Source organism: Ferrovibrio xuzhouensis, from assembly GCF_042648965.1.
GTDB lineage: Bacteria > Pseudomonadota > Alphaproteobacteria > Ferrovibrionales > Ferrovibrionaceae > Ferrovibrio > Ferrovibrio xuzhouensis.
Map to the genome: position 1 here is coordinate 61,112 of NZ_JBHRYJ010000003.1, position 15,335 is coordinate 76,446.

At 65.9% G+C, this 15,335-nt stretch carries 19 protein-coding genes and 2 tRNA genes; 5 read left to right on the plus strand and 16 right to left on the minus strand.

The window, feature by feature from the left end:
* Nucleotides 1-8: 8 nt before the first annotated feature.
* The 5 genes from nuoE to ACFOOQ_RS13955 are packed head-to-tail and all read right to left on the minus strand — an operon-like array spanning nt 9 to nt 3,419.
* Entirely contained in the window at nt 9-647 is a 639-nt protein-coding gene (gene nuoE, locus ACFOOQ_RS13935) for an NADH-quinone oxidoreductase subunit NuoE (RefSeq protein ID WP_379727702.1), read from the minus strand.
* Nucleotides 644-1,822: an NADH-quinone oxidoreductase subunit D gene (locus ACFOOQ_RS13940; RefSeq protein ID WP_379727704.1), complete on the minus strand. Its 1,179-nt coding sequence runs from the start codon at nt 1,820-1,822 to the stop codon at nt 644-646. The genes nuoE and ACFOOQ_RS13940 overlap by 4 nt, the downstream gene beginning before the upstream one ends.
* Nucleotide 1,823: 1 nt before the next feature.
* Nucleotides 1,824-2,480 (minus strand): NADH-quinone oxidoreductase subunit C, encoded by a 657-nt coding sequence (locus tag ACFOOQ_RS13945; RefSeq protein ID WP_379727705.1) that lies wholly within the window; start codon nt 2,478-2,480, stop codon nt 1,824-1,826.
* A 10-nt stretch (nt 2,481-2,490) separates the two neighbouring features.
* The gene (locus ACFOOQ_RS13950) at nt 2,491-3,063 is read right to left on the minus strand and encodes a NuoB/complex I 20 kDa subunit family protein (protein ID WP_379727707.1); all 573 of its coding nucleotides are present in this window, start codon (nt 3,061-3,063) and stop codon (nt 2,491-2,493) included.
* On the minus strand, nt 3,054-3,419 hold the full coding sequence (locus ACFOOQ_RS13955; RefSeq protein ID WP_379728657.1) for an NADH-quinone oxidoreductase subunit A: 366 nt from the start codon (nt 3,417-3,419) through the stop codon (nt 3,054-3,056). The genes ACFOOQ_RS13950 and ACFOOQ_RS13955 overlap by 10 nt, the downstream gene beginning before the upstream one ends.
* Nucleotides 3,420-3,733: 314 nt before the next feature.
* Between ACFOOQ_RS13955 and ACFOOQ_RS13960 the strand changes: the two genes are divergently transcribed.
* Complete coding sequence (locus ACFOOQ_RS13960) at nt 3,734-4,591, plus strand: glycosyltransferase (protein ID WP_379727709.1); 858 nt, start codon at nt 3,734-3,736, stop codon at nt 4,589-4,591.
* On the opposite strand, the gene galE is transcribed toward ACFOOQ_RS13960, so the two are convergent.
* The 3 genes from galE to ACFOOQ_RS13975 all read right to left on the minus strand — a co-directional run bounded on the left by galE (nt 4,588) and on the right by ACFOOQ_RS13975 (nt 6,716).
* Complete coding sequence (gene galE, locus ACFOOQ_RS13965; protein ID WP_379727711.1) at nt 4,588-5,595, minus strand: UDP-glucose 4-epimerase GalE; 1,008 nt, start codon at nt 5,593-5,595, stop codon at nt 4,588-4,590. The two genes, ACFOOQ_RS13960 and galE, sit on opposite strands and share 4 nt — an antisense overlap.
* Nucleotides 5,596-5,632: 37 nt before the next feature.
* Nucleotides 5,633-5,709 (minus strand) — tRNA-Asp (locus ACFOOQ_RS13970).
* 83 nt (nt 5,710-5,792) lie between these two features.
* Complete coding sequence (locus ACFOOQ_RS13975; protein WP_379727713.1) at nt 5,793-6,716, minus strand: RNA polymerase factor sigma-32; 924 nt, start codon at nt 6,714-6,716, stop codon at nt 5,793-5,795.
* 213 nt (nt 6,717-6,929) lie between these two features.
* On the opposite strand from ACFOOQ_RS13975, the gene ACFOOQ_RS13980 reads away from it, so the two are divergent.
* The 3 genes from ACFOOQ_RS13980 (at nt 6,930) to ACFOOQ_RS13990 (ending at nt 9,666) form a co-directional block, all read left to right on the plus strand.
* Nucleotides 6,930-7,478, plus strand: coding sequence for a MarR family winged helix-turn-helix transcriptional regulator (locus ACFOOQ_RS13980; protein WP_379727715.1), 549 nt, complete (start codon nt 6,930-6,932; stop codon nt 7,476-7,478).
* Nucleotides 7,479-7,603: 125 nt separating this feature from the next.
* Nucleotides 7,604-8,449 carry an AAA family ATPase gene (locus ACFOOQ_RS13985; RefSeq protein WP_379727718.1) on the plus strand — a complete coding sequence of 282 codons (846 nt, stop codon included), beginning with the start codon at nt 7,604-7,606 and terminating at the stop codon, nt 8,447-8,449.
* Between the two features lie 29 nt (nt 8,450-8,478).
* Complete coding sequence (locus ACFOOQ_RS13990) at nt 8,479-9,666, plus strand: vWA domain-containing protein (protein WP_379727719.1); 1,188 nt, start codon at nt 8,479-8,481, stop codon at nt 9,664-9,666.
* Between the two features lie 8 nt (nt 9,667-9,674).
* Here the strand turns inward: ACFOOQ_RS13990 and ACFOOQ_RS13995 are convergent, their stop codons facing one another.
* The 7 genes from ACFOOQ_RS13995 to ACFOOQ_RS14025 form a co-directional block, all read right to left on the minus strand.
* Nucleotides 9,675-10,247: a hypothetical protein gene (locus ACFOOQ_RS13995; RefSeq protein ID WP_379727721.1), complete on the minus strand. Its 573-nt coding sequence runs from the start codon at nt 10,245-10,247 to the stop codon at nt 9,675-9,677.
* On the minus strand, nt 10,240-10,797 hold the full coding sequence (locus ACFOOQ_RS14000; RefSeq protein ID WP_379727723.1) for a hypothetical protein: 558 nt from the start codon (nt 10,795-10,797) through the stop codon (nt 10,240-10,242). Before ACFOOQ_RS14000 ends, ACFOOQ_RS13995 begins: the two co-directional genes overlap by 8 nt.
* Before the next feature lie 147 nt (nt 10,798-10,944).
* Complete coding sequence (locus ACFOOQ_RS14005; protein WP_379727725.1) at nt 10,945-11,481, minus strand: hypothetical protein; 537 nt, start codon at nt 11,479-11,481, stop codon at nt 10,945-10,947.
* Between the two features lie 3 nt (nt 11,482-11,484).
* The gene (locus tag ACFOOQ_RS14010) at nt 11,485-12,042 is read right to left on the minus strand and encodes a hypothetical protein (protein ID WP_379727727.1); all 558 of its coding nucleotides are present in this window, start codon (nt 12,040-12,042) and stop codon (nt 11,485-11,487) included.
* 158 nt (nt 12,043-12,200) lie between these two features.
* A complete protein-coding gene (rpsI, locus tag ACFOOQ_RS14015; RefSeq protein WP_379727729.1) occupies nt 12,201-12,686 on the minus strand; it encodes a 30S ribosomal protein S9 in 486 nt (161 codons plus the stop codon).
* A 2-nt stretch (nt 12,687-12,688) separates the two neighbouring features.
* Nucleotides 12,689-13,156 (minus strand): 50S ribosomal protein L13, encoded by a 468-nt coding sequence (rplM, locus tag ACFOOQ_RS14020; RefSeq protein ID WP_379727731.1) that lies wholly within the window; start codon nt 13,154-13,156, stop codon nt 12,689-12,691.
* A gap of 456 nt (nt 13,157-13,612) precedes the next feature.
* Nucleotides 13,613-14,053: a PaaI family thioesterase gene (locus tag ACFOOQ_RS14025; RefSeq protein ID WP_379727733.1), complete on the minus strand. Its 441-nt coding sequence runs from the start codon at nt 14,051-14,053 to the stop codon at nt 13,613-13,615.
* A 143-nt stretch (nt 14,054-14,196) separates the two neighbouring features.
* Between ACFOOQ_RS14025 and ACFOOQ_RS14030 the strand changes: the two genes are divergently transcribed.
* Nucleotides 14,197-14,271: transfer RNA gene (locus tag ACFOOQ_RS14030), tRNA-Asn, on the plus strand.
* A 43-nt stretch (nt 14,272-14,314) separates the two neighbouring features.
* Here ACFOOQ_RS14030 and ACFOOQ_RS14035 read toward each other — a convergent pair.
* Nucleotides 14,315-15,274, minus strand: coding sequence for a LysR family transcriptional regulator (locus tag ACFOOQ_RS14035; RefSeq protein WP_379727735.1), 960 nt, complete (start codon nt 15,272-15,274; stop codon nt 14,315-14,317).
* Between the last annotated feature and the right edge of the window lie 61 nt (nt 15,275-15,335).

The following is a 15,335-nucleotide window of genomic DNA, read 5'->3' on the forward strand; positions in this document are numbered from 1 at the left end:
GCTCCGCCTCAGTCGTCATTCCCGCCGGGGGCGCCGGCAGGATTGAACGTGGTCAGTGTGGTCGCGCCGCCGAGCGGCTCGGAGGACAGGCGGCCGTTCTGCGGGCCGGACTTCGGCGTCTCGCCGCGCTTCAGCGCGTCGATGATCTTGCCGGTGCTGGCCTCGTCGAGGTCCTCGTAGAAATCATCGTTGTACTGCAGCATCGGCGCATTCACGCAGGCGCCGAGGCATTCCACCTCGATCACGGTGAACTCGCCGTCCGCGGTGGTCTCGCCGGGACCGATACCGAGATGCTTCCTGCAGGCCGACAGCACCTTGTCGGAACCGGCAAGCCAGCAGGGCGTCGTCGTGCAGACCTGGATGAAATGCTTACCCACCGGCGCGAGGTTGTACATCGTGTAGAAGCTGGCGACCTCGAGCACGCGGATCACCGGCATGCCGAGCATCTCGGCGACGCATTTGATCGCCGCCTGCGGCAGCCAGTTGTCATGCTGGCGCTGGGCCAGGTCGAGCAGCGGCATCACCGCGCTCTGCTGGCGGCCGGCCGGATACTTGGCGATATGCTTCTTTGCCAGTTCCATGTTCTCCGCCGTGAAGGCGAAGCTGGCCGGCTGCAGTTCCGGAGGCGCGATATGGACGCCGCTCATCGGTCGATCTCCCCGAACACGATATCCATGTTACCGACGATGGAGACGGCATCGGCCAGCATGTAGCCCTTCGACAGGAAATCGGTGGCCTGCAGATGCGGAAAGCCGGGGGCGCGGATGCGGCAGCGGTACGGCTTGTTGCTGCCGTCCGACACCAGATAGACGCCGAACTCGCCCTTCGGCGCTTCCACGGCGGCATAGGCCTCGCCTTCCGGCACGTGGTAGCCCTCGGTGTAGAGCTTGAAGTGGTGGATCAGCGCTTCCATCGAACGCTTCATCTCGCCGCGCGCCGGCGGCACCACCTTGCGGTCGTCCGACGCGACCGGGCCACCGGGCAGCGTCTCGATCACCTGGCGGACGATGCGGGCCGACTGGCGCATCTCCTCGATGCGGCACAGGTAACGGTCGAAGCAGTCGCCGTTCTTGCCGACCGGGATGTCGAAATCGAACTTCTCGTAGCCGTCATAGGGCTGCGACTTGCGCAGATCCCAGGCGACGCCCGAGCCGCGCAGCATGACGCCCGAGAAGCCCCAGTCCATCGCATCCTTGTCGCTGATCACGCCGATATCGACGTTGCGCTGGCGATAGATGCGGTTCTCGGTCAGCAGGCCCTCGATGTCGTCGACCACCTTGAGCATGCGGTCGAGATACTTGTAGATGTCCTCGGCCATGCCCTTGGGCATGTCCTGGTGCACGCCGCCGGGCCGGAAATAGGCGGCATGCATGCGGGCGCCGGAAACGCCCTCGTAGAACTCCATCAACTTCTCGCGCTCCTCGAAGCCCCACAGCGCCGGCGTCATGGCGCCGCAGTCGAGGGCATGGGTCGTCACGTTCAGCAGATGGTTCAGCAGGCGGCCGATCTCGGCGAACAGCACGCGGATCGCCTGGCCGCGCGCCGGCACTTCGAGGCCGAGCAGCCGCTCGGTGGCCAGCGCGAAGGCGTGTTCCTGGTTCATCGGCGCGACATAGTCGAGCCGGTCGAAATACGGCACCGCCTGCAGGTAGGTCTTGTACTCGATCAGCTTCTCGGTGCCGCGATGCAGCAGACCGATATGCGGATCGCAGCGCTCGACGATCTCGCCGTCGAGTTCCATCACCAGACGCAGCACGCCGTGGGCCGCCGGATGCTGCGGCCCGAAATTCACCATGTAATTGGCGATTGTGACTTCGGCCATCCTACTTGGCTCCCTCGCCCGCCTTTTCGTCGCCCGGCAGAACATACTGGGCGCCTTCCCACGGGCTCATGAAATCAAAGCGGCGGAACTCCTGCTGCAGCTTCACCGGTTCGTAGACCACCCGCTTCTGCTCGGCGTCGTAGCGCACCTCGACATAGCCGGTGAGCGGAAAGTCCTTGCGCAGCGCATGCCCTTCGAAGCCGTAATCCGACAGGATGCGGCGCAGGTCGGGATGGCCCGAGAACATCACGCCGTACATGTCCCAGACCTCGCGCTCGAACCAGCCGGCCGAGGAGAACACCGGGGTAACCGAGGGAACCGGAGTCTCCTCGTCGGTCTGCACCTTGATGCGGATGCGCTGGTTCAGCTTCATGCTGAGCAGGTGGTAGACGACATCGAAGCGCTTCGGCCGCGCCGGCCAGTCGACGCCCAGCACGTCCACCAGGATGGTGAACTGGCAGTTGCCGTCATCGCGCAGGAAGGTGAGGATCTTCACCATGCGATCGGCCAGCGCGTTGACGGTCAGCTCGCCATGGGCGACCGACCAGTCGAGGATGTCGTTCGGCAGGCTGGCGGCGACATGGTCGCCCAGATCGCGCAGCGCCTGTTCCTGTTCGCGCAGGATTGCCTTGCCGTCGCTCGGCTTGCTGTCGGTCATGCGGACGTCCTCAGCGGGCAATGGTACCGGTGCGGCGGATCTTCTTCTGCAGCTGCAGAAGACCATAGACCAGCGCCTCGGCGGTCGGCGGGCAGCCCGGGACATAGACGTCAACCGGAACGATCCGGTCGCAGCCGCGAACCACCGAATAGGAATAGTGATAGTAGCCGCCGCCATTGGCGCAGCTGCCCATCGAGATGACGTAACGCGGCTCGGCCATCTGGTCGTACAGCTTGCGCAGCGCAGGCGCCATCTTGTTGGTCAGCGTGCCGGCGACGATCATCACGTCGGACTGGCGTGGCGAGGCCCGCGGCATCGCCCCGAAGCGGTCGAGGTCATAGCGCGCCATATAGGCGTGGATCATCTCGACACCGCAGCAGGCCAGGCCGAAGGTCATCGGCCACAGCGAACCGGTGCGCGCCCAGTTGGCGAGCTTGTCGAGCGAGGAAATCACCACACCCTTGTCGGCCAGCTCGTCGGACAGGTCCTTGAAGAAGGCATCCTGCGAAGCCCCGGACTTCAGGTCGCCCGGGGTCGCCGGAGCGGAATTGGCCGGAGTATTCATCGCGCCGCTCACTCCCATTCCAGGGCCCCTTTCTTCCACTCGTAGACGAAGCCGACGGTCAGCACGCCGAGGAAGACCACCATCGACCAGAAGCCGAAGACGCCGATGTCACCCAGCGAGATCGCCCAGGGAAACAGGAAGGCCACTTCGAGGTCGAAAATGATGAAGAGGATGGCGACCAGGTAGAAGCGGACGTCGAACTGCTTGCGCGAATCGCCAAAGGGCTCGAAGCCGCACTCGTAGGTCGAATTCTTTTCAGGGTCCGGGTTGATCTTGGCGGCCACGAAAGGCAGCAGGGCCAAGACGGTGGCCAGCACGATGGCGAGGCCAAGGAACAGAAGAATCGGCAGATATTCCCGCAGCAGGGCGTCCACGGTCATTCCCCTTCCGAAAACACTAAATACCCGGGACGGGGCCCACCCTGTCCAAGGTCGAGGCTGTTCTAACCGTTTCTGTGCCGCGCCGCAACACGCTCCGCCGGGCAAAAATCCCGGGCAAGTAGCCGTGCGCGAAGCGCTTTTTTTCTGCGCAACAGTATACGGATTGTAACCTCGCCGCGGTATTACCGAATCAGGCTCGCGAGGTTATGGGCCGGCACGCTGGCCAGGGCCGCCTATCCTTTATACACTAATCTTGCATGCAGGGCCGCGGTGGGGCGCGGAGTTGAGGCTTATGGGGGGGATGACCGGTGCAACAGCCGGCAAAGATTTCCGTTATTGTCAGCACATATAACAATCCGCAGGTACTGGGCATGGTTCTGGGCTCGCTGGCGCAGCAGCGCCGCGGCCGCCACTGCGCCGACTACGAAGTGATCGTTGCCGACGACGGGTCCGGCGCCGAAACCGCTGCCCTGATCGGTCGGCTGCAGGCCGCCTACCCCGTGCCGCTGCTGCACGCCTGGCAGCCCGATGCCGGCTTCCGGCTGGCCCAGTCGCGCAACAACGCCCTGCTGCAGGCCACCGGCGACTATGTGGTCTTCATGGACGGCGACTGCCTGGCGCCGTCCGATTTCATCCTCACCCACAGCCGGCTGGCCGAGAGCGGCAAGTTCGTGGCCGGCGCGCGCAGCTACATCAAGCGGCGGCGCAGCGTGGCGATGATGGCCGCCGGTACCGCCGGGCGCAGGATCCGCCGCTTTGTCTGGTTCTGGCGCGCCCTGTTCGCCCAGGCCAACCGGCCGTTCCAGCTGCTGTCCCTGCCCGTCAACTGGCGGCGCAACCGCAATCCGGAGCAGTGGCAGAAGGTCCAGACCTGCAATCTCGCGGTCTGGCGCGCCGATGTCGACCGGGTCGACGGCTTCGACAACACCTATACCGGCCACGGCCTCGAGGATTCGGACTTCGCCCTGCGCCTGCTGCGCGCCGGCGTCACCCGCAAGTCGGGACGTTTCGCCTCGGTGGTGCTGCACCTGTGGCATGCGCGGCCCGGCGCCATGCGCAGCCCGAATATCGAGCGCTTCGACAGCCTGCTGACCAGTGACCGCATCATGCCGGTCAGTGGCCTCAGCTACCTTGCCGTTCAGCCCTCGGCGCGCGCCGCCGGCTAAAGTTGTGGCAGGGCCGGACGCCGGCATTCCCAGCGCCAGGCCGCCTCGACGATGTCGGCCAGCCCGGAACGCCGCGGCTGCCAGCCTAGGTCGCGCCGGGCCAGTGTGGCGTCGGCCAGCAGCGTTGCCGGATCGCCCGGCCGGCGTCCGGCCGTAACGACCGGCACCGTCCGTCCGGTCACCGCCTCGGCGCAGGCGATCACCTCGCGCACCGTGGCCCCCGTTTCCGAGCCCAGATTGAATACCGCCGCCCCCGGCTGCGCCGCCAGTCGGTCGAGCGCCGCCACATGGGCGTCGGCCAGGTCGCAGACATGCACGTAGTCGCGCAGGCAGGAACCGTCACGGGTCGGATAGTCGATGCCGAACAGCATCACCGGTGGCAGCCGGCCGGCGGCCGCGCCCAGCACCAGCGGGATGAGATGGGTTTCGAGCGGATGCGCCTCGCCGATGCGGCCCTCGGGATCGGCACCGGCAGCATTGAAATAGCGCAGCGATACCGACCGCAGCCCGTGGCTGCGGGCATGATCCGCCAGCAGGGCCTCGGCCATTCGCTTGCTGTCGCCATAGGGATTGATCGGCGCCAGCGGGTGATCCTCGCGGATCGGCACGGCCTGCGGTTCGCCATAGACCGCGGCCGTGGAGGAAAACACGATCCGCTCGATGCCGTGGCGCTGCATGGCATCGAGCAGCACCTGCGTCCCCGTCACATTGGCATGGTGATAACGCGCGGGCTGTGCGACCGATTCGCTGGCGACGATCAGCCCGGCGAGGTGAATCACCGCCGCCGGACGATACTGCACCAGGGCGGCACCGAGCGCGGCCGCATCGGCGAGGTCGCCGCGCACCAGCGGCCCCCATTGTACCGCCCAGTCATGGCCGCCGGACAGGTCGTCGTAGACCACCGGCCACCAGCCGGCGGCGGCGAGCGCCAGACAGACATGGCTGCCGATATAGCCGGCGCCGCCGGTCACCAGGATTGTTGCCGATGGGCCCGAGGGGGTCATGCAGGATGCTCCTGCCGGAACGGGAGAGCTGCGGGAATGGCGAGAGTGACGGGACTTGAACCCGCGACCTCCGGCGTGACAGGCCGGCGCTCTAACCAACTGAGCTACACCCCCGCAGCGGCGGCGGTTTTATGCTCGCCCCACCCCAATGTCAAGCGCGCGGCCGGTCTATATCCGGGGGGGCCCCGCGCCGGCCCTCAGGCCGGCGCGAAGTCGGTGAAATCCTCCAGCTTGCCGGCGATTTTCTCGCCGGCCTGCCGGGAACGGCGCAGGACCCGCTCCTGCAGCTTGCGGAAGGCCTTGGTCTCGATCTGGCGCACCCGCTCCTTGGTCACGCCGAGCCGGCCGCCAAGCTCTTCCAGCGTCACCTTGTCATCGCCCAGCATGCGCTCGGTGATGATCAGCTGCTCGCGCGGGCTGAGTTCCTTCAGCGATTCGGTCAGCCATTCGCGACGCAGGCCGCCGTCCATCTTGTCGGTGACGATCTCCTCCGGATTCGGGCCCGTATCGGGCAGGAAATCCTGGAAGGCATCGCCGCCCTCTTCGCCGCCGACCGGCTCGTTGAGCGAGTGGTCGCGACCGCCGAGGCGCTGCGCCATCGCCGACACATCGGCCGGCGAGACCTTGAGTGCGGTGGCGATCTCGTCGCGGGTGGCGTTGTCGAGCTGGGCCGAGCCGCCGGCCCGCTCCAGCTTGGCGCGCAGCCAGCGCAGGTTGAAGAACAGCGCCTTCTGGCCGGCCGAGGTGCCGGAGCGCACGATCGACCAGTTGCGCAGCACGTATTCCTGCATCGACGACCGGATCCACCAGGCGGCGTAGGTCGAGAACCGCACGCCGCGCTCGGGATCGAAGCGGTTGACCGCCAGCATCAGGCCGATATTGCCTTCCTGGATCAGGTCGGGCATCGGCAGGCCGTAATTGCGGAACCGGGTCGCCGTGGCCACCACCAGCCGCAGATAAGCCGAAACCAGCTTATGCATGGCCTTGTGGTTGCCATCGTTGCGCCACCGGCGGGCGAGGTCGAGCTCCTCCTCCTCGCTTAGCAGCGCCTTGTTCATGACAGTGGACAGGTAGCGCCGGTCGGCGCCTTCCATGGTCCGGGGGGAACGCTCGAGGGTCATTTGTAATCCCTCCATCGACTTTTGCCCGGTGCTGCACTACCTTGCTGGTTCGAACGGCAGCCGGGCGGGGCTGGCCTAGTAGTATCGTGTCGATACAATTAAAGCTTACGCCCGCCCGAAGGCTGCCCTCAAGCGGTAATTTCGACTCGAAACCAAACTGTGATGCCGGTCACCACCACCACTGCAGACCTTCTCGATGGCGATAAAACCGTTATGGCTCAGCGGGTTATTGTCCTGCTGGACCGGCTGTCGCGGCTGACCCGCGAGCTGCAGTTCGTCGACGGGCTCAATCCAGCCCAGTGGGAAGCCCTGCGCTACCTGGCGACCGCCAACAAGTATTCCCGCTCGCCCACGGCGCTGGCCGAATATCTCGGTGCCACCAAGGGCACGGTCTCGCAGACCCTGATCGCCCTCGAATCGAAGGGCCTGATCACCCGCTGCAAAAAAACCTGCGACCGCCGCCAGGTCGATCTCTGCCTCACCGACGCCGGCGAGGCGATGCTGGCCAAGGACCCGATGCGCACGCTGGAGCGCGCCGCCGGCGAGATGGCCAGCGAACTGGGCCCCCAGATGGTGAAGGGCCTGACCCGGCTGCTGCACGACCTGCAGAACCGCCACCAGGTCGCCGATTTCGGCGTCTGCCAGGATTGTTCGCTCTATTGCGTCAACGAGACCGCAGAAGGCCAGTGCGGCTCGACCGGCGAGACCATTGCGACGGTCGAGAAGACCAAGATCTGCGTCAACTACAAGACGACGAACTGATCGCTCCCCTGCCCTGCTGCCGATCCGGTCACACCTGACGTAACGTCACGGCTTGCGCGGTTGCGTCCTGCGACCTAGCGTTCGGGGCAGCCACACATTTGAACAAGAATCCTGGGAAGCGTCGCATGAAGTTCACCGGTACCGAATCCTACGTTGCCACCACCGACCTCAAGGTCGCGGTCAATGCCGCCATCGCGCTGGAACGGCCGCTGCTGGTGAAGGGCGAGCCCGGCACCGGCAAGACCGTGCTGGCCATCGAGATCGCGAAAGCGCTGAACGCCCCCCTGCTGACCTGGCACGTGAAGTCGACCACCAAGGCGCAGCAGGGCCTGTATGAATACGATGCCGTCTCGCGCCTGCGCGACAGCCAGCTCGGCGACGAGCGGGTCAGGGACATCCGCAACTACATCAAGCAGGGCAAACTGTGGGAAGCCTTCACGGCGCCGCAGCGTCCGGTGCTGCTGATCGATGAAATCGACAAGGCCGATATCGAGTTCCCCAACGACCTGCTGCTCGAACTCGACCGCATGGAATTCTTCGTCTACGAGACCGGCGAGACGGTGAAGGCCGCCGTGCGCCCGATCCTGATCATCACGTCCAACAACGAGAAGGAACTGCCGGACGCCTTCCTGCGCCGCTGTTTCTTCCACTACATCCGCTTCCCCGATCGCGAGACCATGGAAGAGATCGTGGACGTGCATTACCCCGACGTCCAGAAGACGCTGGTGCGCGATGCGCTGAACGTCTTCTACGATATCCGCGAAACCCCGGGCCTGAAGAAAAAGCCGTCCACCTCGGAACTGCTCGACTGGCTCAAGCTGCTGATGGCGGAAGACCTGCCGGCCGATGCGTTGCGAAGCAAAGACCAGGGCAAGCTGATCCCGCCGCTGGCCGGCGCGCTGCTGAAGAACGAGCAGGACGTGCACCTGTTCGAGCGGCTGGCCTTCATCGCGCGGCGTGAGCGCAATTGAGGGCGAGCGCAACTGAACGGTAAAGACCCATGTTCATCACCTTCTTCCTCGAACTGCGCAAGGCCAAGGTGCCCGCCACCCTGCGGGAATACCTGACCCTGATCGAAGCGATGGACAAGAACGTGGCCGAATACCGCGTCGAGGATTTCTACTATCTCGCCCGCACCGCGCTGGTGAAGGACGAGCGCAATCTCGACAAGTTCGACCGCGTCTTCGGCCAGTGCTTCAATGGCCTGCAGTTCACCGGCGCCGCCGGCGAGGAAACCGTCGCCGAGATCCCCGAGGAATGGCTGCGCCGGCTGGCCGAGAAGGTCCTGACCGAGGAAGAGAAGGCCCAGATCGAGGCGCTCGGCGGCTGGGACAAGCTGATGGAGACGCTGAAGCAACGCCTCGAGGAGCAGAAAGGTCGCCACCAGGGCGGCAGCAAGTGGATCGGCACGGCAGGCACGTCGCCCTTCGGCGCCTATGGCTACAATCCCGAAGGCGTGCGCATCGGCCAGGACAAGTCACGCAACCGCCGTGCCGTGAAGGTCTGGGACAAGCGCGAATACAAGAATCTCGACGACAGCGTCGAACTCGGCACCCGCAACATCAAGGTGGCGATGCGCCGCCTGCGCAAGTTCGCCCGCGAGGGCGCCGACCTCGAACTCGACCTGCCCGACACCATCAGGTCGACCGCCGCCAATGCCGGCTGGCTCGACATCCGCATGGTGCCGGAACGCCACAACAAGGTGAAGGTGCTGCTGCTGTTCGACATCGGCGGCTCGATGGACGATCATATCCGCGTCACCGAGGAGCTGTTCTCGGCCGCCCGTGCCGAGTTCAAACACATGGAGTTCTTCTACTTCCACAACTGCGTCTATGAAAAGCTGTGGAAGGACAACCGCCGCCGGCACAGCGACTTCACGCCGACGCACGAGGTGCTGCGCACCTACCAGAACGACTACAAGATCATCTTCGTCGGCGACGCGACCATGAGCCCCTACGAGATCGTGCAGCCCGGCGGCAGCGTCGAGCACTGGAACGAGGAAGCCGGCGCGGTATGGATGCAGCGCCTGCTCGATACCTACCCCAAGGCGATCTGGCTCAACCCGGTGCAGGAAAAATACTGGGATTTCACGCCGTCAGTCGGTGTGATCCGCCAGATGATGGGCAACCGCATGTTCCCGCTGACCATCGACGGCCTGGAACGCGGCATGAAGGAACTCAACCGGTAAGGAAGGGGTCAGCCCGCCTCGGCGGCGGCCAGCGGCTCGTCCGGCTCGCGGCTGCGCGCCGGCTCGATGGTGAAACCGTCGCGGGCCGGGAAGCGGGCCTGCAGCGCATCGATGGCGTATTCCATGTTCGCTGCCGGAATATCGTAGTAGCGACCCTCGATCCAGCGATAGGCCGGATGGCTGAGCGCGCCGGCCTCGGCACCCAGATCAGAATTGCGCACCACCACGCGCCAGGTGCGGTAACGACGGTCGACCACATCGACCGGCGTCGCCACATAACCGACCGGCAGGTCGGTGTCCTTCTGCCGCTGCTGCACGGCGGCGACATCGGCCTCGACATTCTGCAACTGCTTGCGCAGTTCGTCGATATCGCCGCGGCCGTCGCGGATCACCGCCTCAGCCTCGTTCACCTGGGTCTGCAACTGCGCGCGGATCATCACCAGTTCGCTGGCCTGCTGGCCGACCCGCGCCCAGGCGGCATGGCTGCGCTCGCCGAGCAGGATGATGATCATCAGCGCGATGCCGATGTTGGCCGCGATGGCGAGGATGCCGATGACCTGGGTGACGGTGACGTCAGGCATCGGTGAGCTTCAGTTTGCCGTCGAAGCGGCGGATCACCATGATCTCCGACAGCGCGCCGAACACCTTCTTGGCGCGCAGGCGCGCGACTTCCTCATCGTCGATGCCCCACAGCACCAGCCGGGCGGCGCGGCGGCCGGGAAATGCCGATACGGTCGAGGCCGGGCCGGTGAACATCTCGTGCATCTCGGGGCCGATCGCCTTGACGTACCAGCCGCTCTGGCGCGGCCGCGGCAGGCCGATCTCGTAGACCACCATGTTGCGCGGATCGCTGAACTGCACCTCGCGGGCCATCAGCTGGCCATAGGTGCTCTGCCGCTCGGACAGCTTCAGCTCGATGCCGGCCTTCTCTTCCTTCAGGGTTTCGTATTCGCCGCGGATCTCGCCCATGCGGGCACGCACCGCCTCGGCCTCGCCGGTCAGCCGGCCGATCTCGAAGCGGTTGCGCGCGAAGTTCTGCACGGCCCGCTCCAGGCTGTTCGCCCCGAGGGAAACCGCGAAGAACATCAGCAGCGACGGCAGCAACGCGGAAACGATATCGCCGATATTCATGCGCCCAGCCGGGAAAAGCTCCTGTTCCGGCGGACTCTCAGGCAAAGCCGGGTGCAAATCAACGAAAGATTTGCGTTGTATGCAATGCCTGCCCGGCAGGCAGCCTGCTCAGGTCGCCGGGCCGACTCGCCGGACTGCCTTGCCGGTTCAGGAGGTTGGCGCGTTGCCGACGATGGCGCCGACCGCGACGATCACGAAACCGCGGTGGCGCGGCAGCAGGCGATCCATCGCCGAGCGCGCCTCGGACTGGTTCACGGCGCCGACGAGATACGGCCGCCCCTGTTCCCACTGGGCCGCCGGATGGCCAGCCGGGGCCCCGCCGGCCAGCGATGGCTGGCGGGCGACGAAGCGCCAGGACGGGCCGTACATGTCACTGCTGGCAAGCGGCACCGCCGTGTAGAGGAACGGCAGCTCGCGGCCGTCGAGGTCGCGTTTCAGCCCCTCGGTTTCGCGCTTCAGCGCCTCGCACTTCTCGTTGCGGCCGGCAATCGTTTCGGTCAGTTCGTCGATGCTGCGCTGCAGCTGCTCGGTGCGGTCGGCAACATCCTGCAACTGCCGGCGACGCATCGTCGCCTCGGCGGCGGCGCGGTTCCAGCCGATGCGGGCGCGGTCGATGCCGATGAAACCGGTCAGGAAAACCAGCGCGAGCACGACAGCGATGGTGATCAGGGCGATCAGGTCCATGGCTCAGGCCTCGTGCCAGAACAGCAGGCCGTCGAACGGCCGGATGGTGATCAGCCGGGCCTCTTCGCCGGCCCAGTTGACGGCAAAGCTCTGGGCTTCGGCCGGCCCCATGCCCCAGACCACCAGGCGCAACCGCCGCCGCGCGCTCAGCGGCGTATCCAGCGAAGCGAAGCCGCAGAACGGCATGTCCTTCGCCTTGCCCTCCAGCACGATGTACTGGCCCTGCGCGCCGGCAGTGGGATAGCCGGCCTCGGCGACGAAATTGCTGGTGACATCGGCCAGCGCCTGGGGCTGGCCGAGCAGATTGGCGCGTTCGCGCTGCAGGGCGGCGATATCGTCTTCCAGTTCGGCGGCGACATTGCGCAGGCGGGCCACCTCGCGGCTGCGTTCGGCATGCAGCCGGCTGATATCGGCCGGCGACTGGCCGGCCCGGGTGGTGACCGCCTCCTCGATGCCATGCAGGCGATAGCCCATCCGCTCGATCTGCGACGCGAAAGCCCCGACACCCATCAGCAGCAGCAGGGCGGGCACAACCAGCAGGAAGGCGTCGGACAAGGCCATGGCGAATCCGGTTTAGCACAGGAAGGCCACAAATTTAGTGGCAAATGGTAAATGCCCGCTGACCAGCGATACAAACCGACGACACAAACCAGGGGGCACAAAGACGAAGGGCCGGGGTTGCCCCCGGCCCTTGCGATACGTGCCGGAAAGATCCGGGCTTAGCGCTTCGAGAACTGGAAGCTGCGGCGGGCCTTCGGCTTGCCGTACTTCTTGCGCTCGACGACGCGCGAGTCGCGGGTCATGAAGCCCTGGGCCTTCAGCGGCGGGCGCAGGCCCGGCTCGAAATAGGTCAGGGCCTTGGAGATGCCATGGCGCAGCGCGCCCGCCTGGCCCGACAGACCGCCACCGGACACGGTGGAGTACACGTCGAACTGGCCGGTGCGGTTGGTCACCACGAAGGGCTGCTGCAGCAGCATGCGCAGCACCGGACGGGCGAAATAGGTGTCGCTGTCCTTGCCGTTCACGATGAACTTGCCCGAACCGGGCTTGATCCAGACGCGGGCAATGGCGTTCTTGCGCTTGCCGGTCGCATAGGCGCGGCCGAACTTGTCGAGCTTGGGCTGGGCCGGAGCGGCAGGCGCGGCGGCAACAGCAGCGGTCGCGTTCGCCAGGCTCAGGTCGGCGAGTGTACGTCCCTCGGCCATGTTCAGTCGTTCCTCTTGTTCTTCGGATTGAGCGCGGCGACATCCAGCAGCACCGGCTGCTGCGCCTCATGGGGATGGGCCGGGCCCTTGTAGACCTTCAGCTTGGTCAGCTGCCGGCGGGCCAGCGGGCTCTCCTTCGGCAGCATGCGCTCGACGGCCTTCTGGATCACGCGCTCGGGGAAGCGGCCGGCAAGGCCCTCGCCGATGGTGCGGCCCTTGATGCCGCCCGGATGGCCGGTATGCCAGTAAAAGACCTTCTGCTGGTCCTTACGGCCGGTGACGCGCACCTTCTCGGCATTGATGACGACGACGTGGTCGCCGGTATCGGCGTTCGGCGTGAAAATCGCCTTGTGCTTGCCGCGCAGACGCATGGCGATGAGCGACGCGAGCCGCCCCAGCACCAGACCTTCGGCGTCGATCAGCACCCACTTCTTGTCCACTTCGGACTCTTTGGCGTTGTAGGTCTTCATCGGACTTCCTGGACTTGCGTAGAAACCCGCCGGACAGCCGGCGGGCGGATCGGCGCGCACTATGGCGATTTCCGCGGCCCTGTCAAACGCGAACTGCCCTGTTTTTCAGTTATTTATGCAGCGGTATTATAATACCCGCGCTACCTGCAAGTAAAATCAAAGGCTTGCCGGATTCCGTGGCTGCCCGCCGCAACCCCGCCCGGGCCCGGAAGTGCCCGTTTCTGACCGCTGGTGACCGTTTCTGCCCGTTCGGAGCCGTTCGGGACCGCTGGTGACCGCCGGTGACCGTTCGGGACCGTTTCTGCCCGTTCCGGCCCGCTGGCGCCCGCCCGGGGCCGGTCCCAGACGGTGCTGACCGGTCCCGGCCGCCACGCCGGCGGGATCCCGGCAGCGCCGTCCGGACCGATATAGGGATGGCCGCGCGCCGGACAAGCGGCCCGTCTTTTGGCCGCCCGGTCAGGCCGGCTTCGCCGCCGGTGGACTCGCGGGCGGAATCGCATAGGTCAGCACCGCATGGGCGACCGGGCCGGCATCCTGCCCCGCCGAATGCAGCGCGATTTCGCAGATGGCAAGGCTCTTGCCCAGTTTCAGCATGGTGGCCTCGGCGATCAGGTCGTCGAGGCCGGGCTTGCGCAGGAAGTTGATGTTCAGATTCGTCGTCACCGCCAGCGCCACCGGGCCGATCAGCCCGAGGATCAGCAGATAGGCGGCGCAGTCGGCCATCGCCATCATGGTGGGGCCCGAAACGGTGCCGCCCGGCCGCAGGTTCTGCTCGCCGACCGGCATCGCCATGCGCAGCAGGCGGCCGTCCCACGATTCGATCCGGTACTGCATCGACCGCATCTGCGGAAACTCGGTATCGAGAAAGGCCTCAAGTTCGGCCCGGTCCATCTTCATGCGGCGGCTCCTCCCCCTTCGGCTTAGCATCGGAAATGATTGCGGAAAAGCCGGCTGCGGCGGCCGGCCGCTTTTTTGCCCGGCGCGGCGAACAGGAGGCTTGCAGTCGGGGGCGGCTGTCGCTAGGTTGCGCGCCGCACTGATCCGAGGTAGCTCAGTGGTAGAGCAGGCGGCTGTTAACCGCCCGGTCGGGGGTTCGAATCCCTCCCTCGGAGCCATCCTTCAGCGATGGCATCGGAAGTGCCCTTCATCCAGAATCCTTTATCTGAATCGCTGGTCGACCGCCGCGTCTTCCGCAGACTGCTTCATGTGCAGGGCGGCCGGATTGCGCAGCGCGTCGATGAAGGCGCGCAGGGCCGGCGCCATCTGGCGCTGCTGCGGATAGCACAGGAAGAAACCCGGGAACGGCGCCGACCATGCCTGCAGCATCGGCACCAGCCGGCCGGCGGCGATATGCTCCGCCACCGCATGCTCGGCGGGAAAGCCGATACCCAGGCCGAGCAGCGTGGCGCGAATGTCCATATCCTTGTCGCTGACGATCAGCGGGCCGTCGACCGCCACCTCGAACCAGGTGCCGTTCTCGCAGAATTCCCAGGCATAGGGCGTGACATGTCCGGGCCAGCGCCAGCGGATGCAGCGGTGCCGCACCAGGTCGCGCGGATGCTGCGGCATGCCATGGGCGGCGATGTAAGCCGGCGTCGCCACCGCCACCATCCGCAGCTCGGGGCCGAGCGGTACCGCCACCATGTCGCGCTCGATCACCTCGCCGATGCGGATCGCCGCGTCATAGCCATTCGCCACCATGTCGACCACCGCATCGTCGAGCGTGATGTCGAGCACCACCTCCGGATAGGTGGCCATGAAGGCCGGCAGCATCGGCTCGAGAAAGCTTTCGGCGGCCGAGCGAAAGACATGCACGCGCAGGGTACCGGCCGGCCGGTTGCGGGTCCGCCGCACCTGGCCGATGGCATCGCCGAGTTCACTCACCGCCGGCCGCACCCGGCGGAACAGCATCTCGCCCGCCTCGGTCAGCGCCACCGAACGCGTGGTCCGCTGCAGCAGCCGCACACCGACCCGCTCCTCGAAGCCGCGCACCAGCTGGCTGAGCGCCGAGGGCGAGACACCGAGCGCCTCGGCGGCGCGACTGAAGCTGAGCAATTCCCCCACCGCGACGAAGGCGCGCAGCTGGTTGTAGTCACTGCCGGATAACAGGCTGTCCATGCCGCCATCCAGCATCTTTTAAGCTGGACTTACAAGTCCAGTCAGAAATCGATCCATTATA